21 protein-coding genes are annotated in these 22,134 nt (G+C 72.6%); 5 read left to right on the top strand and 16 right to left on the bottom strand.

Features of this window, described 5'->3' with window-relative positions; all coding sequences use genetic code 11:
• Window positions 1-3: 3 nt before the first annotated feature.
• Window positions 4-1,602: an ABC-F family ATP-binding cassette domain-containing protein gene (locus tag UQW22_RS16005; protein ID WP_407318088.1), complete on the bottom strand. Its 1,599-nt coding sequence runs from the start codon at window positions 1,600-1,602 to the stop codon at window positions 4-6.
• 138 nt (window positions 1,603-1,740) lie between these two features.
• Between UQW22_RS16005 and UQW22_RS16010 the strand changes: the two genes are divergently transcribed.
• Together UQW22_RS16010 and UQW22_RS16015 are read left to right on the top strand one after the other, a co-directional pair.
• Window positions 1,741-3,240 (top strand): DUF2809 domain-containing protein, encoded by a 1,500-nt coding sequence (locus tag UQW22_RS16010; protein ID WP_407318090.1) that lies wholly within the window; start codon window positions 1,741-1,743, stop codon window positions 3,238-3,240.
• Window positions 3,241-3,287: 47 nt separating this feature from the next.
• Window positions 3,288-3,827: a DUF1697 domain-containing protein gene (locus UQW22_RS16015; RefSeq protein ID WP_407318092.1), complete on the top strand. Its 540-nt coding sequence runs from the start codon at window positions 3,288-3,290 to the stop codon at window positions 3,825-3,827.
• Between the two features lie 599 nt (window positions 3,828-4,426).
• Here UQW22_RS16015 and UQW22_RS16020 read toward each other — a convergent pair.
• From UQW22_RS16020 to UQW22_RS16060, 9 genes are all read right to left on the bottom strand, one after another.
• Entirely contained in the window at window positions 4,427-4,786 is a 360-nt protein-coding gene (locus UQW22_RS16020; RefSeq protein WP_407318094.1) for a metal-sulfur cluster assembly factor, read from the bottom strand.
• Entirely contained in the window at window positions 4,779-5,285 is a 507-nt protein-coding gene (gene sufU, locus UQW22_RS16025) for a Fe-S cluster assembly sulfur transfer protein SufU (RefSeq protein ID WP_407318095.1), read from the bottom strand. Before sufU ends, UQW22_RS16020 begins: the two co-directional genes overlap by 8 nt.
• Window positions 5,286-5,298: 13 nt before the next feature.
• A complete protein-coding gene (locus UQW22_RS16030; protein ID WP_407318097.1) occupies window positions 5,299-6,612 on the bottom strand; it encodes a cysteine desulfurase in 1,314 nt (437 codons plus the stop codon).
• Between the two features lie 11 nt (window positions 6,613-6,623).
• A complete protein-coding gene (sufC, locus tag UQW22_RS16035) occupies window positions 6,624-7,394 on the bottom strand; it encodes a Fe-S cluster assembly ATPase SufC (protein ID WP_407318099.1) in 771 nt (256 codons plus the stop codon).
• Between the two features lie 52 nt (window positions 7,395-7,446).
• Window positions 7,447-7,794, bottom strand: coding sequence for a non-heme iron oxygenase ferredoxin subunit (locus UQW22_RS16040; protein WP_407318100.1), 348 nt, complete (start codon window positions 7,792-7,794; stop codon window positions 7,447-7,449).
• Between the two features lie 4 nt (window positions 7,795-7,798).
• On the bottom strand, window positions 7,799-9,004 hold the full coding sequence (sufD, locus tag UQW22_RS16045) for a Fe-S cluster assembly protein SufD (protein WP_407318102.1): 1,206 nt from the start codon (window positions 9,002-9,004) through the stop codon (window positions 7,799-7,801).
• 1 nt (window position 9,005) lies between these two features.
• Complete coding sequence (gene sufB / locus UQW22_RS16050; RefSeq protein ID WP_407318103.1) at window positions 9,006-10,469, bottom strand: Fe-S cluster assembly protein SufB; 1,464 nt, start codon at window positions 10,467-10,469, stop codon at window positions 9,006-9,008.
• Window positions 10,466-11,221, bottom strand: a complete 756-nt coding sequence (locus UQW22_RS16055; protein ID WP_407318104.1) for a helix-turn-helix transcriptional regulator — start codon at window positions 11,219-11,221, stop codon at window positions 10,466-10,468. Before UQW22_RS16055 ends, sufB begins: the two co-directional genes overlap by 4 nt.
• A gap of 165 nt (window positions 11,222-11,386) precedes the next feature.
• Entirely contained in the window at window positions 11,387-12,004 is a 618-nt protein-coding gene (locus tag UQW22_RS16060; RefSeq protein ID WP_407318105.1) for an HdeD family acid-resistance protein, read from the bottom strand.
• A gap of 41 nt (window positions 12,005-12,045) precedes the next feature.
• Between UQW22_RS16060 and UQW22_RS16065 the strand changes: the two genes are divergently transcribed.
• The 3 genes from UQW22_RS16065 to UQW22_RS16075 all read left to right on the top strand — a co-directional run bounded on the left by UQW22_RS16065 (window position 12,046) and on the right by UQW22_RS16075 (window position 14,818).
• Window positions 12,046-13,008 (top strand): ABC transporter ATP-binding protein, encoded by a 963-nt coding sequence (locus tag UQW22_RS16065; protein WP_407318107.1) that lies wholly within the window; start codon window positions 12,046-12,048, stop codon window positions 13,006-13,008.
• Window positions 13,005-13,775 carry an ABC transporter permease gene (locus tag UQW22_RS16070; RefSeq protein WP_407318109.1) on the top strand — a complete coding sequence of 257 codons (771 nt, stop codon included), beginning with the start codon at window positions 13,005-13,007 and terminating at the stop codon, window positions 13,773-13,775. The genes UQW22_RS16065 and UQW22_RS16070 overlap by 4 nt, the downstream gene beginning before the upstream one ends.
• Window positions 13,776-13,855: 80 nt before the next feature.
• Window positions 13,856-14,818 (top strand): COX15/CtaA family protein, encoded by a 963-nt coding sequence (locus tag UQW22_RS16075; protein ID WP_407318110.1) that lies wholly within the window; start codon window positions 13,856-13,858, stop codon window positions 14,816-14,818.
• 20 nt (window positions 14,819-14,838) lie between these two features.
• Here UQW22_RS16075 and UQW22_RS16080 read toward each other — a convergent pair whose 3' ends face one another.
• The 6 genes from UQW22_RS16080 to steA form a co-directional block, all read right to left on the bottom strand.
• Entirely contained in the window at window positions 14,839-15,495 is a 657-nt protein-coding gene (locus UQW22_RS16080) for an NUDIX domain-containing protein (RefSeq protein ID WP_407318111.1), read from the bottom strand.
• Complete coding sequence (locus UQW22_RS16085; protein WP_407318113.1) at window positions 15,492-17,180, bottom strand: CTP synthase; 1,689 nt, start codon at window positions 17,178-17,180, stop codon at window positions 15,492-15,494. Before UQW22_RS16085 ends, UQW22_RS16080 begins: the two co-directional genes overlap by 4 nt.
• Before the next feature lie 82 nt (window positions 17,181-17,262).
• Complete coding sequence (gene murJ / locus UQW22_RS16090) at window positions 17,263-18,954, bottom strand: murein biosynthesis integral membrane protein MurJ (protein ID WP_407318114.1); 1,692 nt, start codon at window positions 18,952-18,954, stop codon at window positions 17,263-17,265.
• A complete protein-coding gene (locus UQW22_RS16095; protein WP_407318116.1) occupies window positions 18,951-19,850 on the bottom strand; it encodes a hypothetical protein in 900 nt (299 codons plus the stop codon). The genes murJ and UQW22_RS16095 overlap by 4 nt, the downstream gene beginning before the upstream one ends.
• On the bottom strand, window positions 19,850-20,899 hold the full coding sequence (locus tag UQW22_RS16100) for a copper transporter (protein ID WP_407318118.1): 1,050 nt from the start codon (window positions 20,897-20,899) through the stop codon (window positions 19,850-19,852). The genes UQW22_RS16095 and UQW22_RS16100 overlap by 1 nt, the downstream gene beginning before the upstream one ends.
• A 41-nt stretch (window positions 20,900-20,940) precedes the next feature.
• On the bottom strand, window positions 20,941-22,134 hold the full coding sequence (gene steA, locus UQW22_RS16105) for a putative cytokinetic ring protein SteA (protein WP_407318120.1): 1,194 nt from the start codon (window positions 22,132-22,134) through the stop codon (window positions 20,941-20,943).

The raw sequence follows: 22,134 nt of genomic DNA on the forward strand, positions 1-22,134 counted from the left end.
GGCTCAGGCGAGGGACACGAGCTCCGCGTAGTCGTCCGACCACAGGTCCTCGTCGCCGTCCGGCAGCAGCAGCACGCGCTCCGGGTTGAGCGCGTCCACCGCGCCGTCGTCGTGGGTGACCATGATGACGGCGCCCTCATAGGTGTTCAGTGCGCCCAGGATCTCCGCGCGCGACGCCGGGTCGAGGTTGTTGGTGGGCTCGTCCAGCAGCAGGACGTTCGCGCTGGAGACCACCAGCGTGGCCAGGGCGAGACGGGTCTTCTCGCCGCCGGAGAGCACGTGCGCGGGCTTGTCGGCGTCGTCGCCGCTGAAGAGGAACGAGCCGAGCGTGGTGCGCACCTGGGTGTCGGTCAGGTCCGGGGCGCTGTGCCGCAGGTTCTCCACGACGGTGGCGTCCATGTCGAGCATGTCGTGCTCCTGGGCGTAGTAGCCCATCTTGAGCCCGTGCCCCGGCAGCACCTCGCCCGTGTCGGGGGTCTCGACGCCGGCCAGCAGCCGCAGCATCGTCGTCTTGCCCGCACCGTTGAGCCCGAGGATGACGACCCGCGACCCGCGGTCGATCGCCAGGTCGACGCCCGCGAAGACCTCCAGCGAGCCGTAGGTCTTGGACAGCCCGCGCGCCATGAGCGGCGTCTTGCCGCAGGGAGCCGGCTTCGGGAACCGCAGCGCGGCCACCTTGTCCGTCTGCCGCTCGCCCTCCGTGCCGGCCAGCATGCGCTCGGCCCGCTTGAGCATGTTCTGCGCCGCGGTGGCCTTGGACGCCTTGGCACGCATCTTGTTGGCCTGGGCGATGAGGGTGTCGGCCTTCTTCTCGGCGTTCGCCCGTTCCCGCCGACGACGACGCTCGTCCTGCTCGCGCTGGGCGATGTAGGCGTCCCACCCCAGGCTGTACTGGTCGAGCTCGCCACGGTTGGCGTCCAGGTGGAACACCTTGTTGACGGTCGCGCGGAGCAGCTCGACGTCGTGGGAGATGACGATGAACCCGCCGGAGTACGACCGGAGGTACTCGCGCAGCCAGACGATCGAGTCGGCGTCGAGGTGGTTGGTGGGCTCGTCGAGCAGCAGCGTGTCGACGCCCGAGAACAGGATGCGGGCCAGCTCGACCCGGCGGCGCTGACCACCGGAGAGCGTGTGCAGCGGCTGGGCGAGGATGCGGTCGTCGAGCGCCAGGTTGCTCGTGATCCGGTGCGCCTCGGACTCGGCGGAGTATCCCCCGGCCGCGAGGAAGCGGGTCTCCAGCTTCGGGTAGCGTTCCATCGCCGCCGCCTGCACGTCGACGTCCTCGCTGGCCATCTCCTTCTCCGCCACCCGCATCTTGGCGACGATCTTGTCCAGGCCCCGGGCGCTGAGCACCCGGTCCATCGCGACGACGTCGAGGTCGCCGGTGCGCGGGTCCTGCGGCAGGTACCCGATCTCGTTGCCGCGCGTGATCGTGCCCCCCGCCGGCAGGGTCTCGCCCGCGAGGGTCTTGGTGAGCGTGGTCTTGCCGGCGCCGTTGCGGCCGACCAGGCCGATGCGGTCGCCCGGAGCCACGCGGAACGTGGCCTCGTGCAGCAGGACGCGGGCGCCGAAGCGCAGCTCGACGCCGTGGGCGGTGATCAAGGCAGGGGTGTCCTTCAGAAAGTGGGTGCGGGGCTCCCGCCACTCTAGTGCCCGGTCCTCGGCCTGGCGACGACCTACGTCACAGCCGGCGGTGGACCGCCCTCCGCGACGTCCGCGACGGTCGATAGGGTACGGCTCGTGCCCCTCCCCGTGGCCCGAGTGCCCCGCACGACGTCGACCGTGCTGGCCGTCCTGACCGTGCTCGTCGGGCTCGGCGGCCGTGCCCTGCTTCCCGAACCCGTGGGCGGACCGGTCGGCGACGTGCTCTACGCGATGCTGGTCGTCTGGCTCGTCGTCCTCGTCGTCCCGCGCGCCCCCCGGGCCCTCGCGTCGGCGATCGCGCTCGCGGTGTGCACGGCGATCGAGGTGTCGCACCTGACCGACGTGCCGGCGAGGCTCCTCGAGCAGGTGCCGACGGCGCGGTACGTGCTCGGGACGACCTTCGGCGTGGCAGACCTCGCCTGGTACGCGCTCGGGGCGTTCCTGGCCGGGGCGGTCCTCGCCGTCGTCGCACCCCGGGCGGCGGCTGTCGACGAGGCGTTGCGGCACGTGCGCGCAGAACCGGTCCGGGTGGCAGGTCGACGCATCGCGGCGTTCCTCGTGCCGCTCGCCGTGGTCGCGGTGGTCGTGGCCGCGGGCGTGGGCGTCGAGCGATCGCTCTCGACGGAGGCCGCCGGCCTCAGGGCCCAGGTCGCCGTCGCACGCACGGAGCTCGACGACTCGGCCGACAAGGTCGCCGACGACGCCGTCCGGTCGGCCCTGGCGCAGACGCTCGACGAGGCGGAGACCGTCCTCGACGCGACGCCGGTCCTCGAGCGCGGCCCCGGCGACGCGGTGGCGGCCGGTGCACGGGTGGAGCGGTCGGTCGCGGCCGTGCGCGAGTCCCGCCGGACCGTGGCGATCGCGGCGGCCACCGACGCCCGCGAACCGCTCGCCCCGGTCCGGCGCCGGGCCGACGACATCCTCACCGCGACCGACGAGCTGGCCGACGAGGGGCGCGGCGCGGGCCGGGCGGTACGGAACGCGCTGCGCGACGCCGTCGGCGCCGCCGACGACGCTCTCGCGACGGCGGAGCCCGGCCACCTCGACACGATGCGGCTCGCCGACCTGGAGTCCGTCGCCGACGACCTGCTCGCACACCGGGACGACGTCGCGCAGGCGACCACCGCGTTGATGACCGCCCAGGACGCCGCCGTCTGCCCCGAGCCGGACCAGCTCTGGTTCCCCGGCGCCGGCCGCCTCGCCGAGGACGAGCTCGCACCGATCCCCTGGGCCCCGGAGCACCTGCTGCGGGCGGACCTGGTGGACGGTCTCGTGGCGCTCGACGAGGCGTACCGGGCCGAGTTCGGCGAGCACCTCGCCGTCAACTCGGCGTACCGCTCCTACGACGACCAGGTCGCGGTGTACGACCCGGCGAACCCCGACCCGCTCGCCGCTCCCCCGGGCTGCTCGAACCACGGGCTCGGCACCGCCGTCGACGTCAGCATGGGACCCGAGAGCTTCGACGGCGCCCGGTACGCCTGGATGAAGGCCCACGCGGAGCAGTACGGCTGGACCCACCCGGGCTGGGCGGAGCCGGACGGCCGGCTCCCCGAGGCGTGGCACTGGGAGTCGGTCGAGACGCCGGTCTCGTACTGACGGATCGCTCCGCGAGCGGCGTCGGAGGGTCGCCGTACGGTGGTGGCGTGACACAGTCCACCTCCCGGCCGCTCGTCGTGCTGCTGTGCGCCGTGAACGTCGGCGGTACCGGCAAGCTCCCGATGAGCGATCTGCGCGCTCTGTGCGAGACGCTCGGGTTCACCGACGTGCGCACCTACATCGCCAGCGGGAACGTCCTGTTCTCCACGAGCCTCGGGCCCGACGACGCCCGGGACGCGCTCGAGGACGCGCTGCGGGAGTACGCGGGCAAGCCGGTGGGCGCGGTGATCCGGACCCCGGCCGAGCTGGAACGAGTCCGCCACGCCAACCCGTTCCTGTTCGCGGAGCCGAGCCGGGTGGGTGTCACCTTCCTCGACTCCCCGCCCGACGACGACACCGTGGAGCGCGCCACCGGGATCACCGACGAGCAGCTCGTCCTCGGCCGCCGGGAGATCTACGTGCACTACCCGCAGGGCATGGGCCGCAGCCGGCTGCGCGTCCCCTCCGGCGATCGGCGCGCCACCACGCGCAACATCAACACGGTGACGAAGCTGGTCGCGCTCGCCGCGAACTCGGCCAGCCGCTGAACGCGGAGCGGCGCGACCTCGTCCTGCGTGAGACTTCGACCGACAAGACGCTGATCGACCAGGTCGTCGTTCGCCGTGCCAGCTCCCGGTTCACCGGGGGCGCAGGTGCAGCAGCGTCGTCACCGTCAGGTCGTCGGCGACGAGATGCTCGGCGAACTCCGGGGCAGCGAGTCGCTCCAGGTTCGGCAGCACCCGCTCGACAGCCCATCCCTCGCGACGCAGCGCGAGCCGTCGCAGCCCGACGGCGTCAGCGACGCGACCGCCACCCGGCCCACGGCGCGCGAGCCGTCCCGGGAGCCGTGAGGACGACGAACGGCGGAGGGACGTTCGGTGGAACGGGTCGAGGTAGCCGCGGTCGCTCTCACACCGTCTGCAGGTAGCGGACCCTGTCCGTCTCGCTGCGACGGAAGACATGCTCGACGCGGGAGAATACGAGGTCGCTGAAGGGCATGAGGGGGCCCAGGCCCCGGGGCCGCTCGACGTCGTCCTCCGGAAAGACCTCGGAGTAGGTGTACCCGTGCGCAGATCCCGCTTCCGTGACGCACGAGAAAGACCCCCGGACCTGCACGTGCGCAGGCCAGGGGGTCTCGTGCGTCAGCTCAGACGTTGAAGCCCAGCATCCGCAGCTGCTCGCGGCCGTCGTCCGTGATCTTCTCCGGACCCCACGGCGGCATCCAGACCCAGTTGATCCGGTGGCCCGTGACGAGCCCCTCGAGGGCCTGCGCCGACTGGTCCTCCAGGACGTCGGTCAACGGACACGCGGCCGAGGTCAGCGTCATGTCGATCGTGGCGTGGTTGTTCTGGTCCACCTCGACGCCGTAGACGAGGCCGAGGTCGACGACGTTGATCCCGAGCTCCGGGTCGATGACGTCGCGCATCGCCTCCTCGACGTCGGCCGCGGTCGTCGCGCCCGGTGTCGGACCGGCCGGAGCGGCCGTCTCGGTCGTGTTCTCAGTCATCGGTTCCTCCGGTCGAGTCTGCCAGCGCACCGCTGCGCGCCAGCGAGTCCTTGAGCGCCGCCCAGCCGAGCAGCGCGCACTTGATGCGGGCGGGGTACTGCGAGACGCCGGTGAACGCCTCGCCGTCGCCGAGCGCGTCGAGCGCCGCGTCGTCGTCCAGCCCCTTGCCGCGCGAGCCCATCAGCGCGTGGAACGTCTCGTCGAGACGGCGGACCTCGTCGAGGTCGCGGCCGGTGACGAGCTCGGTCATCACCGAGACGGACGCCTGGGAGATCGAGCAGCCCTGACCCTCCCAGGAGACGCCCGACACCACGGTGCCGCCGCCGGGGCCGGACGCGACGTCCACGCGCAGGGTCACCTCGTCGCCGCACGTGGGGTTCACCTGGTGCGACTCGCCGCCACGGTGACCGGCGACGACGTCGACGAGCCCCCGGCCGTGCGGGTGCTTCGCATGGTCGAGGATGACCTGCTGGTACATCTGCTCCAACGAGCCGCTCATGGGTCCTCCTCCTTCACTCTGCACCGAAGAACGCCCGCACACCCGCCAGCGCTTCCCGGAACGCCACGATCTCCTCGACGGTCGTGTAGACCGACGCCGAGGCCCGCGTGGTCGCGGCCACGCCGAACCGCCGGTGCAGCGGCTGTGCGCAGTGGTGCCCGACCCGGACGGCGATCCCTCGGTCGTCGAGCACCTGCGACACGTCGTGGGAGTGCACGCCGTCGACGACGAACGAGACCACGGCGAGGCGGTCCCTCGTGTCCGCCGGGCCGATCACACGCACCCCCGGGATCTCCGCGATGCGGAGCAGCTCGCCGGCCAGCTCGTGCTCGTGCCGCCTGACGCGGGACATCCCGAGCTCGTCGAGCCACTGCGCGGCCACGCCCATGCCCACGGCCTGGGCGACCATCTGGGTGCCCGCCTCGAAGCGCTGCGGTGGCGGCGCGTAGGTGGTGGTCTCCATCGTGACGACCTCGACCATGGACCCGCCGGTGGTGACGGGCGGCATGGCCTCGAGCAGCTCCCGGCGGGCGTACAGCGCCCCGACGCCGGTGGGCCCCAGCATCTTGTGCGCGCTGAAGGCCGCGAAGTCCACACCGAGGGCGTGCAGGTCGACGGGCAGGTGCGGCACCGACTGGCAGGCGTCGAGCACGGTGTACGCGCCGACGCGGCGGGCCGCGGCCACCAGCTCGGTGACCGGTCCGACGGCGCCGGTCACGTTGGACACGTGCCCGAACGCCACGATCCGGGTGCGGTCGGTGATCACGGCGTCGACGTCGGACAGGTCGATCCGCCCGCCGTCGTCCACGCCGAACCAGCGCAGCACGGCACCCGTGCGGGCGCACAGCTCCTGCCACGGCACCAGGTTCGCGTGGTGCTCGGCCTCGGTGACGACGATCTCGTCGCCGGGCTCCAGCCGGTACCGTTCGGCCGCCGCTCCGCCCCGACCGGCCGTGGCGTTCGAGAACGCGTAGGCCACGAGGTTGAGCGCCGCCGTCGCGCCCGGCGTCCAGACGATCTCGCCGTCGTCGGCCCCCACGAACGAGGCGACGGCGCTGCGTGCCGACTCGAAGGCCTCGGTGGCCTCCTCGGCGATCTGGTGCGCGCCGCGGTGCACGGCGGCGTTGCGCTGCTCGTAGAACTCGACCTCGGCCTCGAGCACCACGTTCGGCTTCTGGGACGTCGCTGCCGAGTCCAGGTAGACCAGCGGCCGACCACCGCGCACCGTGCGCCCGAGCAGCGGGAAGTCCGCCCGCACCGCGGCGAGCTCGCTCGCGGTGAGGGTGTCGTCGGCCGGTGCCGGGCGCACGGTGTCGGCGGTGGTCATGGTGTGCTCCGTCAGGCCGACATCGTCGCGCCGGTACCGACGTACCGGTCGTAGCCCTCGTCCTCGAGCCGCTCGGCGAGCTCGGGGCCGCCCTCCTCGGCGATCCGGCCGTCGACGAAGACGTGGACGAAGTCCGGCTTGATGTAGCGCAGGATGCGCGTGTAGTGCGTGATGAGCAGCACGCCGACGTCGGTGGTCTCCTTGGCGCGGTTCACGCCCTCCGAGACGACGCGCAGCGCGTCCACGTCCAGGCCGGAGTCCGTCTCGTCGAGGACGGCGAAGTGCGGCTTGAAGAGCTCCATCTGCAGGATCTCGTGGCGCTTCTTCTCACCACCGGAGAAGCCCTCGTTGACCGAGCGCTCGGCGAAGGAGCTGTCGATGCGCAGGTTCTCCATCGCGCCCTTGACCTCCTTGCCCCACGTGCGCAGGGCCGGGGCCTCGCCGGAGATGGCGGTCTTGGCGGTGCGCAGGAAGTTCGCGACCGAGACGCCGGGCACCTCGACGGGGTACTGCATGGCGAGGAACAGGCCGGCACGGGCGCGCTCGTCGACGCTCATCGCGAGGACGTCCTCGCCGTCGAGCGTGACGGTGCCCGCGGTGACCTCGTACTTGGGGTGGCCGGCGAGGGCCGAGGCGAGGGTCGACTTGCCGGAGCCGTTGGGGCCCATGATGGCGTGCGTCTCACCGGACTTGATGGTCAGGTCGACGCCGCGCAGGATCGGCTTCGGGCCTTCCTTGGTCTCGACGCTGACGTGCAGGTCGCGGATCTCCAGGGTGGACATCAGGTGGTTCTCCAGGTCTTGTTCGAAAGTCTGTGGTGCGAGGAAGGTGCGGTCAGGACGCGGCGGCGACGGGCTCGTCGATGTCGACGAGCACCTTGTCGCCCTCCACGGTCACGGGGTAGACGGGCACCGGTCGGGTCGCGGGAAGCTGCAGCGGCTTGCCGGTCCGCAGGTCGAACTGCGAGCCGTGCAGCCAGCACTCGACCCGGCAGCCCTCGACCTCGCCGTCCGACAGCGACACCGCTCCGTGGGAGCAGATGTCGCTGATCGCGTGGAAGTCGCCGTCGGCGTCCCGGACGAGAGCGACCGGGACCGTGGTGCCGTTCGCGTCCTGGAGCTCGACGAGCTTGGCCTCCTCGGGCTCCAGGTCGGCCGTCGAGGCCACGATCTGCTGGGTCACGCCGTCACTCCGCCGCCGGGACGCCGGTGATGACGCTCATCGACTTCTCCAGCTCGGCCTCGATCGAGGCGAGCAGCCGCTGCTCGACGGACTCCACACCGATCTCGTCGATGAGCTCCGCGAAGAACCCGCGCACCACGAGACGGCGCGCGTCGATCTCGGGGATGCCCCGGGCCATGAGGTAGAAGAGCTGCTCGTCGTCGAACCGTCCGGTCGCCGACGCGTGCCCCGCGCCCGCGATCTCACCGGTCTCGATCTCGAGGTTCGGCACCGAGTCCGCCCGCGCCCCGTCGGTGAGGACGAGGTTGCGGTTGAGCTCGTAGGTGTCCGTGTCCTCGGCGTCGGCCTGGATGAGGACGTCTCCCACCCACACGGTGTGGGCGCCCGCGCCCTGCAGCGCGCCCTTGTACGTCACGCGCGACTTGCAGCTCGGCACGGCGTGGTCGACGAAGAGGCGGTGCTCCTGGTGCTGGTCGGCGTCCGCGAAGTAGAGGCCGACCATCTCGACGTCGCCGCCGGGGGCGGTGAACGTCGCGTCCGGCGTGATGCGCACGACGTCGCCGCCGAAGGTCACCACGACGTGCTTGAGCTTGGCGTCGCGACCGATGGTGGACCGGTGCGCGGACGCGTGGACGGCGCCGCCGGCCCAGTCCTGCACGGAGACCACGGTGAGGCGCGCGCCGTCGTCGACGACGACCTCGACCGTCTGGTTGAGCAGCGCGTCGCCGCGGTGGTCGATGACGACGACCGCCTCGGAGTGCCGCTCGGCGTGCACCAGGAGGTGCTGGGCCGTCGCATCCTTCGAGACGCCGTCGATCCGCACGGAGGTGACGTCGGAGGCGACCGCCTCGGCGGGCACCGTGACGACGGTGGCCTCGGTGACGGCGTTCCAGGCGCTGACCGCGGTGCGGTCGCCGGGCTTGCCGGCCGTGCCGAGACGGGCGTCGTCGCGGGAGACCGTCTCGACCTTGACCTCGGGCGCGGGCTCGACGCTCACGGCGACGCCGTCGGACGAGAGCTCCTCGGCGAAGAGCGGCTGGAGCCGCGCGACGGGCGAGAAGCGCCACTCCTCCTCGCGACCCGACGGGACGGGGATGTCCGCGAGGTCGAACGAGGTGACGCGCTCGGCGCGCGAGCCCGCGGGCACGATGCCGTGGGAGTGGGCGCCGTCGGCCACGGCGCGTGAGTGATCGGTGGTGGTGGCAGTCATATCAGCCGACGGACCCTTCCATCTGCAGCTCGATGAGGCGGTTGAGCTCGAGGGCGTACTCCATGGGCAGCTCGCGAGCGATGGGCTCGACGAACCCGCGCACGATCATGGCCATGGCCTCGGTCTCGTCCAGTCCTCGGGACATGAGGTAGAACAGCTGTTCCGCGCTCACCTTCGACACGGTCGCCTCGTGCCCCATGGAGACGTCGTCCTCGCGGACGTCGACGTAGGGGTAGGTGTCGGACCGGGAGATCTGGTCCACGAGCAGCGCGTCGCACAGCACGTTGGAGGCTGATCCCTCGGCACCCTCGAGCACCTGGACCAGTCCGCGGTAGGACGTGCGCCCACCGCCTCGGGCCACCGACTTGGAGACGATGGACGACGAGGTGCGGGGCGCGGCGTGCACCATCTTGGCACCGGCGTCCTGGTGCTGGCCCTCGCCGGCGAAGGCGATGGAGAGCGTCTCGCCGCGGGCGTGCTCGCCCAGCAGGTAGATCGCGGGGTACTTCATGGTGACCTTGGAGCCGATGTTGCCGTCGACCCACTCCATCTGGGCGCCGGCCTCGGCCGTGGCGCGCTTGGTCACCAGGTTGTAGACGTTGTTCGACCAGTTCTGGATGGTCGTGTACCGCACGCGGGCGTTCTTCTTCACGATGATCTCCACGACGGCGCTGTGCAGCGAGTCCGACGTGTAGATCGGCGCGGTGCAGCCCTCGACGTAGTGCACGTACGAGCCCTCGTCGGCGATGATCAGCGTCCGCTCGAACTGGCCCATGTTCTCGGTGTTGATCCGGAAGTAGGCCTGCAGCGGGATCTCCACGTGCACGCCCGGCGGGACGTAGACGAACGAGCCGCCCGACCAGACCGCCGAGTTCAGCGCGGAGAACTTGTTGTCACCGGCCGGGATGACCGTGCCGAAGTACTCCTCGAACAGCTCGGGGTACTCGCGCAGTCCCGTGTCCGTGTCGACGAAGATGACGCCCTGCTCCTCCAGGTCCTCACGGATCTGGTGGTAGACGACCTCGGACTCGTACTGGGCCGCGACGCCGGCCACGAGGCGCTGCTTCTCGGCCTCGGGGATGCCGAGCTTGTCGTACGTCGCCTTGATGTCCTCCGGGAGGTCTTCCCAGCTGGTGGCCTGCTTCTCGGTCGAGCGCACGAAGTACTTGATGCGGTCGAAGTCGATGCCGGTGAGGTCGGCGCCCCAGCTCGGCATCGGCTTCTTGCCGAACAGGCGCAGCGCCTTGAGCCGCGCCTTGAGCATCCACTCCGGCTCGTTCTTCAGCAGGGAGATGTTGCGCACGACGGACTCGTTCAGGCCGCGCTCGGCGACCGCGCCCGCCTCGTCGGTGTCGTGCCAGCCGTACTCGTAGGAGCCGATCGAGGCGATGATCTCGTCGTCGGAGGGCCTCTCGGTCTGTGCCTCTGCCGCCTTGGCGGCGGCGTCCTGGGTAGGAGCGCTCATCGTGATCCTTCCTGCGTGCCGCCGGAGCGGCCGGCGGGGGTGGGGGGAGTCAGCGGGATGTTCGTGACGCAGGCGTGCGCGCCGCCTGCGAGGGTGGCCAGCCGCTGGACGTGCGTGCCGAGCAGCTCGGAGAACGCGCGGGCCTCGGCCTCGCACAGCTCCGGGAAGTCCTCGGCGGCGTGCTGCACCGGGCAGTGGCCCTGGCACAGCTGGACGGTGGGGACCAGCGGCCCGACGACGGGTCGCACCGAGGAGGCGTAGCCGTCGGCGGCGAGCAGGTCGGCGAGCTGGGCGGCCCGCTCCTGCGGGTCGGTCGCGGTCAGCCTCGGGGCGTAGCGGCGCACGACGGCGTCGTTGCGCTCGGTGGCGAACGCCTCGACGGCCTCGTCGCCACCCGTGCGGCGCAGGAAGCGCATCGCCTGGGTCGCGAGCTCACCGTCGTGGTCGCCGAGCTCGGCCTGCCCCGCGGTGCTGACCACGTAGTGCCGTGCCGGGCGTCCGCGGCGGGCGCGACCCGCACCCGTGCCGCCGTCGTGCACCATGATCGTGCCGTCGTGCTCGAGCCCGGCCAGGTGCCGCCGGACGGCGGCCTGCGTCAGTCCGAGCACCTCGGCGAGGCGACCGGCGGTGACCGGACCCTCGGTGGCGACGAGCTCCAGCACCCGGCGGCGCGTCCCGTCGCCCTCGACGTGCGCGAGCGCGGCGGCGCCCTGGGTCCGGGGGGCCCCGGGTACGGTCTGGGTCGTCGTCACGTGCTCACCTCCGGCGCGTCGATATACAGAACATCCTTGTTGCGTAATCGAGGATGTCAAGCAAGGCATGCCTCACCGACCCCGCGCAGCCGCAGGTCGGCGGGAGGCGTGCGACGCACGTCACACAGGTTTCACGGACCGTTCGTCCCCGCGGCACGAACGGGGTCAGCCCTCGACGACCTCGCCGTCGATGACGTCGCCGCCGGACGGCCCCTGGCTCCCCAGGGAACGCAGCTTCATCCCGAGCGCGACGAGCGCGATCCCGATCACGACGGCGAACGCCCCGATGACGAACGACATGGCGGTGATCGCTGCTCCGGGGTTGGCGAAGCACACCACGGCCAGCGCCACGAACAGCACGCCCGAAACCAGCGTCCAGAGCCACGACGCACCCCCTCTGGTGCGCATCGCGAAGGCTCCGAAGACCTGCAGCAGCCCGAAGGCCAGCGCCCAGACCCCGATGAGGACCACGGCGATCGTCAGGAAGACCTCCGGCAGGAACAGCAGGGCCGCTCCGAACGCCATGGCGATGACGCCGATACCCAGGTTGACGGACCCTGCCTGCGTTCCCCGGCGGCGTAGGCCGTCCACGAGCGACACGATCCCGTCGATCAGCACGAAGGCGCCGAACACCTGCACGAGCAGGCCCGGGACGTCGCGCGGCAGGAACATCGCCAGCAACCCGAAGACGACGGCCAGCACCCCACGGATCACGGGCCAGTACCAGATCCGTCGCGCCAGCTGCGCGAGGTCGGCCGGCTGGGCGAAGGTGTAGAAGGTCATCGTCACTCCTCGTGTACTCGACGCGTCCGTAGAATCCTCTGGTGCCCATCACCGATACGCCACCCGGCGGCGCCGTCGACGTGCGCGGACTGCGCAAGACCTACGGCGGTCGCGACGTCGTCGACGGCCTCGACCTGCAGGCTACCGCCGGAGCGGTCACGGCGGTGCTCGGACCCAACGGCGCGGGCAAGACCACCACCGTCGAGTGCTGCGAGGGCCTGCGCTCCCCCGACGGCGGCACCGTCCGCGTCCTCGGGCTCGACCCCGTCGCCGACGCGGCCGCGCTGCGTCCCCGGGTCGGCGTCATGCTGCAGGACGGCGGCCTGCCGACCGGCGTGCGTGCGATGGAGATGCTGCGGCACGTCGCCCGCATGTACGCCACGCCGCGAGACGTCGACGAGCTCGCCGGACGGCTCGGCCTGCCCGCGTTCGCCCGCACCACCGTGCGCCGCCTGTCCGGCGGCCAGCGCCAGCGCCTGGCGCTGGCCGCGGCCGTCGTCGGCCGTCCGGAGGTCGTGTTCCTCGACGAACCGAGCGCCGGCATGGACCCCCAGTCCCGGCACGCCGTGTGGGACCTGGTGCACGAGCTGCGCGCCGACGGCGTCGCCGTCGTCCTGACCACCCACCTGATGAGCGAGGCGGAAGACCTCGCCGACGTCGTCCACGTCGTCGACCAGGGCCGGGTCATCGCCTCCGGGACGGTCCCCGACCTGCTCTCCGACGGGGCGTCCGGGATCGCCCCGCGCCTGCGCTTCGACGCGCGGCCCGGGCTCCCGGTCGCGGCGCTCGCCACGTCCCTGCGCGAGGCCGTGCCCGACGGCGGATGGTCGGCGGCGGAGGCCGTCCCCGGTGAGTACGTGGTCACCGGGCCCGTCGGTCCGGGAGCGCTCGCGACCCTGACCGCATGGCTCGCCGAGCGCGACGTCCTGGCCACCCGCGTCACCGTGGGCCGGCGCACCCTCGAGGACGTGTTCCTCGACCTCACCGGGAGGCACCTGCGATGACCACGCCCTCCACTCCCGCACCGTCCGCGGCCCCGGCCCGGCGACGCGTCGCCGCCCAGGCGTCGTTCGAGACCCGGGCGATCCTGCGCAACGGTGAACAGCTGCTCGTGACGATCGTCGTCCCCGTCCTGCTCCTGGTGGGTCTGGTGCGCACCTCCGTGGTGGACCTCGACACCGGCGGCGTCGGCCGGGTCGACTTCGTCACGCCCGGAGTTCTCGCGCTGGCCTGCGTGACCACCGCCTTCACCTCGCAGTCGATCGCCACCGCGTTCGACCGCCGCAACGGTGTGCTCCGGCTCCTGGCCACCACTCCGCTCGGCCGCGGAGGCCTCCTGGCCGGGAAGGTCCTGGGCGTCCTCGCGGTCGAGCTCGTGCAGGTCGTGGTGATCGGGGCCGTCGCCCTGGGCCTCGGCTGGCAGCCGGACCTCGCCGGGATCCTGCCCGCGCTGGGCCTCGGGCTGCTCGGCACCGCGGCCTTCACCGCGCTGGCGCTCCTGCTCGCCGGCACCCTGCGCGCCGAGGGCGTCCTCGCTGTCGCCAACCTCGTGCTGGTGCTGCTGGTGGTCGGCGGCGGCCTCGTCGTGCCGCCCGCGGAGCTGCCGGGACCGCTGGCCCACCTCGCCGCCTTCCTGCCGTCCGGCGCGCTCGGAGAGGGGCTGCGTGGGGCGCTCCTCGGCACCGGGGTGCCACCGCTCAGCGTCGTCGTGCTGCTCGCGTGGACGGCCGTCCTCGGCGCCGGGGCGAGCAAGCTCTTCCGCTGGCACTGACGACCAATCTCACAGTCGCCCCCGGGCCGCGGAGCCCCTGCGGAGGCCGGCACGACGCCGGCGGGCACTACCGTGGTGCCGTGAGCACGCCCGCACCCGCCGACTCCACCGACACCCCGCCCGTCGTCCGCCCCGCCGGCGAGCGGCCCGACCCGTTCGCCCGCTTCCGCGGCTGGACCCGGTGGGTGCTGATCGCGAACGTGATCGGCCAGGTGGCGATCATCGTCACCGGTGGCGCGGTCCGGCTCACAGGCTCTGGCCTCGGCTGCTCGACCTGGCCGATGTGCGAGCCGGGGCAGTTCACCCCGGTGTTCCACGAGGCGGCCAGCTACCACCCGTTCGTCGAGTTCGGCAACCGCACCATGACGGGCGTGCTCTCGGTCATCGCGGTCGCCGTGCTGCTGCTCGTATGGACCGACCGGCGCCGCGCGGAGACCTACCGTGCGCTGGGTATCCTGCCGCTGGCCGGCGTCGCGCTACAAGCCGTCATCGGGGGCATCGTCGTGCTCCTCGAGCTGCACCCGGGATGGGTGTCGCTGCACTTCGTCCTCTCGGCGGCACTCGTCTGGGTCTCCGCCTACCTGCTGCACCGGCACGGCGAGGGTGACGGACCCCCGCGACCGGTCGGCTCGAACGCCGTGTTGCTCCTGGGCAGAGCTCTCGGGACCCTGGGGTTCGTCGTCGTCGTGCTCGGCGTGATCGTCACCGGCGCCGGACCGCACTCCGGCGACACGGAGGTCGGGTACCGGCTCGCCGTCGACCCGCTGGCCATGACCCGGGCGCACTCGGCGTCCGTGTGGTTGTTCGTCGGCGTCCTGGCCCTGCTGATCGTGCTGCTGCTGCGGCAGCCGGCCACCGACCTGGTGCGCCGCGCCCGCCGGGGCGCCTGGCTGCTGCTCGCCGTCACCCTGGCGCAGGGCGCCGTCGGCTACGCCCAGTACTTCACCGGGCTGCCGGTGCTGCTCGTCGGCCTGCACATGCTCGGCGCCGGTCTGCTCGTGTGGGCCACCGCGAACGCCGTGCTCCGGCTGCGCACCCGCTGACCCGTCCGGCGGGCAGGTGCTCAGTCCGGGAGGTTCCCGCGCCGGTAGGGCCACGGCGCCTCGACGCCCCGCAGCGACCGCCAGCCGTCGGCACGGCTCGCCGCCGCGGCGAGGATGCCGACGACGGCGGACGGGTTGTGCAGGTCCCCGGCCAGGGTGCGGCGCACGGCCTCGTCGAGCGGCACCCAGCCCGTGACGATCTCCGACTCCTCACCGGTGCGCGTGTGGCGGTCCGCGTGCGGGATCTCGCTGACGTCGCGAGCGAGGAAGACGCGCAGCGCCTCGTTGCTCGCCCCCGGCGTGGTCGCGAAGTCGACGAGCACGTCCCACCGGCCGGCGACGAGGTCCGCCTCCTCGGCGAGCTCGCGCGCCGCCGCCTCGACAGCCGGTTCGCCGTCCACGTCCAGGAGCCCGGCCGGGATCTCCCACAGCAGGGCGCGCACCGGGTGCCGGTACTGGCGCAGGAGCAGCACGCGGTCGTCCTCGTCGAGGACGACGACCGCGACGGCGCCCGGGTGGTCGAGGTACTCGCGGGTGACGACACCGGCCTCGCCGAGGTCGACGTCGTCACGCACCAGGTCGAAGATCCGGCCCTCGTGGACGGTCGTGCGCGCCACGACCGGCCGCGGGGCGACCCTGTCGAGATCGCCCGGCTCCTGCTCCGGCGAGACGCTCACGCGATGACGCCCTGCCGCACCAGCGCCGCGGCGACGAGACCGTGGAACAGCGGGTGCGAGCGCGTCGGACGCGACTTGAACTCCGGGTGCGCCTGGGTGCTCACGTAGTACGGGTGCACGTCGGCGGGCAGCTCCACGAACTCGACGAGCCGGCCGTCCGGCGAGGTGCCGGAGAAGCGCAGTCCCGCCTCCTCGAGCTCGGCGCGCACCGCGTTGTTCACCTCGTACCGGTGCCGGTGCCGCTCCGAGACCGTGGTCGCACCGTAGGCCTTGGCGACCACCGAGCCCTCGGCGAGTGCGGCGTCGTACGCCCCGAGACGCATCGTGCCCCCGAGGTCGCCGTCGCCGCCGACGATGTCGAGCTGCTCGGCCATGGTGGCGATGACCGGGTGGCTCGACGCGGGCTCGAACTCCGTCGAGGAGGCGTCCGCCTGCCCGAGGACGTTGCGCGCGTACTCGATGACCATCGACTGCAGACCGAGGCAGATGCCGAGCGTCGGCACGAGGTTCTCGCGCGCCCACCGCAGCGCGCCGATCTTCCCGTCGATGCCGCGCACGCCGAAGCCCCCGGGGACCAGGACGGCGTCCACGCCGTCGAGCGACTCCTGCGCACCGGCCGGGGTGCTGCAGTCGTCGGCCGCGACCCAGCGGATCGTCACCCGCGTGTCGTTGTCGAAACCGCCGGCGCGCAGCGCCTCGGTCACGGACAGGTAGGCGTCCGGCAGGTCGATGTACTTGCCGACCAGCGCGATCTCGACCTTGTGCTCCGGCTCGTGCACCCGCTCCAGCAGCCGGTTCCAGCCACCCCACTCGACGTCGTGGAACGGCAGGTCGAGGCGCCGCACGACGTACGCGTCCAGGCCCTCGGAGTGGAGCACCCGCGGGATGTCGTAGATGCTCGGGGCGTCCGCGGCGTTGACGACCGCCTCGTTGTCGACGTCGCAGGACATCGCGATCTTGCGCTTGATGCTCTCCGGGACCGTACGGTCCGAACGCAGCACGATCGCGTCCGGCTGGATACCGATCGAGCGCAGCGCGGCGACCGAGTGCTGGGTGGGCTTGGTCTTCAGCTCCCCCGACGGGCCGATGTACGGCACGAGCGAGACGTGCAGGAAGAAGCAGTCGTCGCGCCCCAGCTCGTGGCGCACCTGCCGCGCGGCCTCGAGGAACGGCTGGGACTCGATGTCCCCGACGGTGCCGCCGATCTCGGTGATGATGACGTCGACCTCGGGACCTGCCTGGTCGCGCATCCGCAGCTTGATCTCGTCGGTGATGTGCGGGATGACCTGCACGGTGTCCCCGAGGTACTCGCCGCGCCGCTCCTTCGCGATCACGCGCGAGTAGACCTGGCCCGTCGTGACGTTGGAGGAGGCGGGCAGCTCGACATCGAGGAACCGCTCGTAGTGGCCGATGTCCAGGTCGGTCTCGGCGCCGTCGTCGGTGACGAACACCTCGCCGTGCTGGAACGGGTTCATCGTGCCCGGGTCCACGTTGAGGTACGGGTCGAGCTTCTGCATCGTGACCCGCAGACCACGGGACCGCAGCAGGCGCCCCAGGGAGGACGCGGTGAGGCCCTTGCCGAGGGAGGAGGCCACACCGCCCGTCACGAAGATGTGGCGCGTCTGGTGCGTCGCACCGGCGCGGCTGGAGGAGCGGGAGGACGTTCGGTTCACGGTGTCAGCCACGGAACTCCATGCTATCCGAGAGAAGTGGCGATGGCGCCCCGGACTCGCCCGCGCCGAGGTGGGATGCCGCACAGAACCTGCCTCAGCGCCGCAGCACGCGCCGTCCGACGGCGGTCAGGCGGGCCCGGACCGCACCGTCGGCCAGCGCGGCGGCCACGAGCACCACAGCCGCAGCGGCGAGGCCGGCGAGCAGGCCGAGGCCGACGTCGGTCGCGAGTGCGGCGGGATCGAACGGCGTCTCGACCGGGGTGCCGTCCGCGCCGTTCGGCCCGGCGGGCACGGCCCGCTCCGCCACGGGCACGGACCAGCGGCCCAGCGCGGCGCCCGCCGCACCGGCGACGGCGGCCACCGCCACCGTGCGGACGACACCCCGCAACGCCGGTGCACCGACCGCGCGGCGCACCGCTCCCAGCAGCGCCGCCCCCGCCACGGTCATCCCGACGGTGGTCGCCCCGCCCAGCCACGCCAGCACCTGGACCCGCGTCGACAGGGTCGCCGGGCCCTGCCCCGCGAACACCGGGACGGCGGCCGCGACCCCGGCCACGACGACCAGCCACCCGGTAGCCGTGGCGACGACCGCAGCCCGGGCGGCACCGACCGCGTAGAGCAGCCTCGAGAGCTGCAGGATCAAGGCGTACCCGAGCAGTCCGGGCGCCATCCACCCCAGGGCCGCCGCCAACCCGTCGGCGTCGCCGTCGGCGACGCCGTCGAACACGTTCTCCACGAGCGGTGCAGCTGCCACCAGCGCGGCCGCGCCCGACGCCGAGACGACCACGAGGACCCGCGTCGTGGACGACACCAGGCGGGCCAGGTCGTCCCCCCGGTCCTGCGAGGCCAGCTCCGCGAAGCGCGGGAAAGCGCTCGTCGCGATGGGGAACGCCAGCACCGCGTACGGCAGGAAGTACACGTTCTGGGCATACAGGAAGATCGTCCAGGTGCTGTCGCCGCCCGCCTCGTTGCCCGCGGTCATCGTCGCGAGCAGGGCCAGCTGCTGGGCGACCAGCGCGCCGATCCCGGCGAACGCGAGGTGTGCGGCACGTCGCCCCTCGCCATCGGGGAACCGCAGGGTAGGACGCAGCCGGAGGCCGGTGCGCAGCACGGGCACCACCAGCGGCACCGCGAGGAACGCCACCCCCGCGGTCATGCCCCACGCCAACCAGCCGAGGGCCTGCGAGCTGAGCTCGGCGACGTCCTGCTGGTTGCCGTCGGCCAGTGCGCCGAACCGTGCGTAGACCGCGATGACCACCAGGCTCGACACCAGCGGCGAGAAGGCCGGCCAGAAGAAGCGGTTGTGGGCCTGCAGCATGCCCCCGAGCACGACGGCGATCCCGTACAACGGCACCTGGATGGCGAAGACGCGCAGGAAGTCGGCGGCGACGGCGACGTTCACCGGGTCGTTCAGCCCCGTCAGGCGGACGAGCGGGTCCGCGAGCAGCGCCACCAGCCCCCCGAGGGGCACCAGCACGAGCAGGGTCCAGCCGAGTAGCGCCGAGGCGGTCCGCGAGGCGCTCTCCCGGTCGCCCCGCACGAGGAATCCGGACAACAACGGCACGACCGCGCCGGCCAGCGCCCCACCGGCCGCCACCTCGAAGAGCACGTTCGGCAAGAAGTTCGCCGCGTTGAGCGGACCGTCCACCCCGCCCGTGCCGACGTAGTGCGCCTGGGCGAGCCACCGGCCGAATCCCACGACCCTGCTCGCCAGCGTGACGACGGTGATGAGCACCGCTGCGCCGGCGATCGTGGTGGCGGCCCGGCGCCCACCGGGCGGGCTCACGCCGCGGTGCCCTCGCCGGGTGCGGCGGACGACCCGCTCTCCTCGCGCCCGGCGGTCGGTGCGGACGGACGCCGACCGATCTGGTCCAGCGCGCGCAACCAGGGCGTGCGCTCGATGACGGTGGAGAAGCTGACCCGTTCCGAGGCCAGGGTCAGTGCCACGACGCCGCTCAGCGCCGCGACGCGGACCGGGCGCGGCGCACCCAGCGCCCACCGGGCCCCCACGAACGCACCGAGCGCGTTGGCCCCGCCGTCGCCGAGCATGTCCAGCGCGGCGAGGTCCTGCGGCGCGGCCGCGACGCAGGCCCCGGCCACCGCACCTGTGCCGCCGCCGCCCTCGGCCCCGAGCACGGGTACCGCCAACAAGGCAGAAGCCTTGAGCGCCCGACCGGGCCGCAGGTCGAGAAGGTTGATCAGGTTCGCCGTGCCGGCGACCAGGGCACCGTTGACCGCCACGTCGGCCAGGTGCCCGGCGCCGCCGCCCTCGCGCCGGGTGCCGATCGCCGCCGCGAGCAGCGACGTGGCGCCGATGCCCAGCACCTTGAGCCCGCCGGTCGTGACCTGGCCGCGGGCCAGCGCACCCAGGTGACCTCGCAGGCCCTTCGTCCGCGTGGACGCGTCCTCCGCGAGATCGTCGAGGACCCCGAAGACACCGGCACCGGCGGTCGCCAGCGCCGTCGCCGTGCGGACCCGCGGCGCCCCACCCGACACGAGGGCGCCGGCCACCAGGCCGGTGACCACCGCGGGGCCCTCAAGCATCGAGACCGGCTCACCACGGTGGTTGGTCCGCGTCCAGCGGTCGACGCCGCCCGGTGGCACGGCATCCAGCGCACGGCGTGCCACGACGGTGGCCGCGGCCGCGGCCGCGGCGGCGACGAGGGCGCGACCGGCGCCCATCAGGAGTCACCGCCGTCACCGGCGTCGGCGTCCGCCTCGGCGTCGGCATCCCCGACCGTCGTCCCCGCGCCGGCCGTGCCGTCCTCCTCGTCGGGCAGCTCCACCGCCGGCGGCACCACGACCGCGTCCTCCTCGAAGCCGTAGTGCCCCACCTCGTCGACCAGCCGGGCCGCGAGCGCCAGCGGGACGTTCAGGCGCATCACGGCACGTTCGGTGCCGTTGACCGTGCTCACGCGCGACGCCGCGTCCTCGTCGGCCCGGACGTCCGCGACGAGCTCGCCCTCGGTGGTCGTGGGACCGGCCACGACGACGTCCTGCGCGGTCTCCTGCAACGCGGAGACGACCGCGACGGCGTCGACGTCGTCCGGCACCTCGGCCCTGTCCGTGTCGGACGTCGCCTCGTCGTCCGCAGGCGAACCGGCGAGCAGCAGCACCGCGTCGGCGGGCCCGGACGGCTCGAACCTCGACTCGACCAGTCCCACGCGCGACATCAGCTCGTACAGCTCGGCCGACCGGTCGCTGCGCACCCCGGGCGCCTGCGGGTCCGGCTCCGTCAGGGCCAGCCCCAAGGCCGCACCGAGCACGGCGGAGGTCGTGTCGTCCTCCCCGACCATGTCCTCGAGCTGCTCGCGCTGACCGTCCGCGACCGTACCGCGCAGCACGGCGTCCTCCGCCGACGTCCACGCGTCGGTCAGGGACGCCTGCGCCACGATCCGGGCACCCGCCGCCTCGAGCTGGTTGACGACGTCCGCCTCGACGGTGTCGGCCACGCCCTCGGCATCGACCACGGCGACCGTCACTCCTTCGAGCGACCCGTCGACGAGCTCGGCGCCGGCCGCCAGGGCATAGGCGTTCTGGTCGGCCAGCTCGGACTCGGTCTCGACCAGGTCTTCGCTCAGCTCGATGCGTTCCGCCCGCAGCGCTTCCACCTGGTCGGTGAGCTGGTCGCCGATCGCTTCCTGCAGCGGGCCGGCGCCCAGGATGATGCCGACCGCGAGCGCGAGGAAGACAGAGATCAGCGAGACGAGGTGGTAGCGGAAGTCGATCACGAGGTGCCGGTGCTCCTAGGTTCAGTGAGGTCGCAGGTGGGTCAGCCGCCGAAGAGGCTACCGACCCACGAGACGATGTCATCGATCTGTGCGCCCACCAGGCCGAACGCGGTCTGTCCGGCGGCCGTCGACCACAGCGCCGCCACGACGGCGGCCACACCCGCCAACGACAGCAGCGTGAGCTGCAGGTTCGAGATGCGGGTGCGGTACAGCCGTGAGACGCCCTTGGCGTCCACCAGCTTCCCGCCGACCCGCAACCGGGTCAGGAAGGTGCTCGCCATCCCGGCGCGGCCCTTGTCGAGGAACTCCACGAGCGTGGCGTGGGTGCCGACCGCGACGATGAGCTCGGCGTCCTTGTCGTCGGCCAGCAGCATGGCGATGTCCTCGCTGGTGCCCGTGGCCGGGAAGACGACGGGGTCGACACCCAGGGCACGCACGCGCTCCAGACCTGGCGCGTCGCCCGTGCGGTACGCGTGCACGACGATCTCCGCCCCGCAGGCGAGGGCCTTGTCGGAGACGGAGTCCATGTCGCCGACGATCATGTCGGGACGCCAGCCGCCGTCCAGGATCGCGTCGGCACCGCCGTCGACGCCCACCAGGACCGGGCGGTTCTCCTGGATGTACGACCGCAGCATCGCCAGGTCCTCGCGGTAGTGGTAGCCGCGGACCACGATCAGGACGTGCCGTCCGGCGAACCGGGTCCGCACGTCGGGCACCCCGACGCCGTCCAGCAGCAGGTCACGCTCGCGCCGCAGGTACGTCATGGTGTTCTCGGCAAACCGCTCGATCTCGTCCGAGAGACCGTCCCGTGCCTCCGCGAGAGCGGTCTCGACCGTCTCGGGCGTCTGCCGGGTCCCCGTGGACCACACCTTGCCGTCGAAGAGGACCGTGGCCTCGTCGATCCGGACGCGCGCGCCCTCGGGGATGTCCATCACCTCGGGCCCGAGCCCGTCGACCAGCACGATCCCCGCCTCGAGCAGGATGCCCGGGCCCGCGTTCGGGTAGCGCCCGGTGGTCGACGGCGCGGCGTTGAGCACCGCCGAGGGACGCGCGGCGACGAGCGCCTCGGCCGCCACGCGGTCGATGTCGGCATGGTCGATCACGGCGACGTCACCGGCGGACAGCCGCTTGGTCAGGTCCTTGGTGCGTGCGCCGATCCGCGCCGGGCCGAGGTGCTCGGACGCGTCGTCGCTGGTGTCGGGGCCGCGGTCGGCACGGCGCAGGGTCAGTCTCAT

The organism is Isoptericola halotolerans, from assembly GCF_045689585.1.
GTDB lineage: Bacteria > Actinomycetota > Actinomycetes > Actinomycetales > Cellulomonadaceae > Isoptericola > Isoptericola halotolerans_B.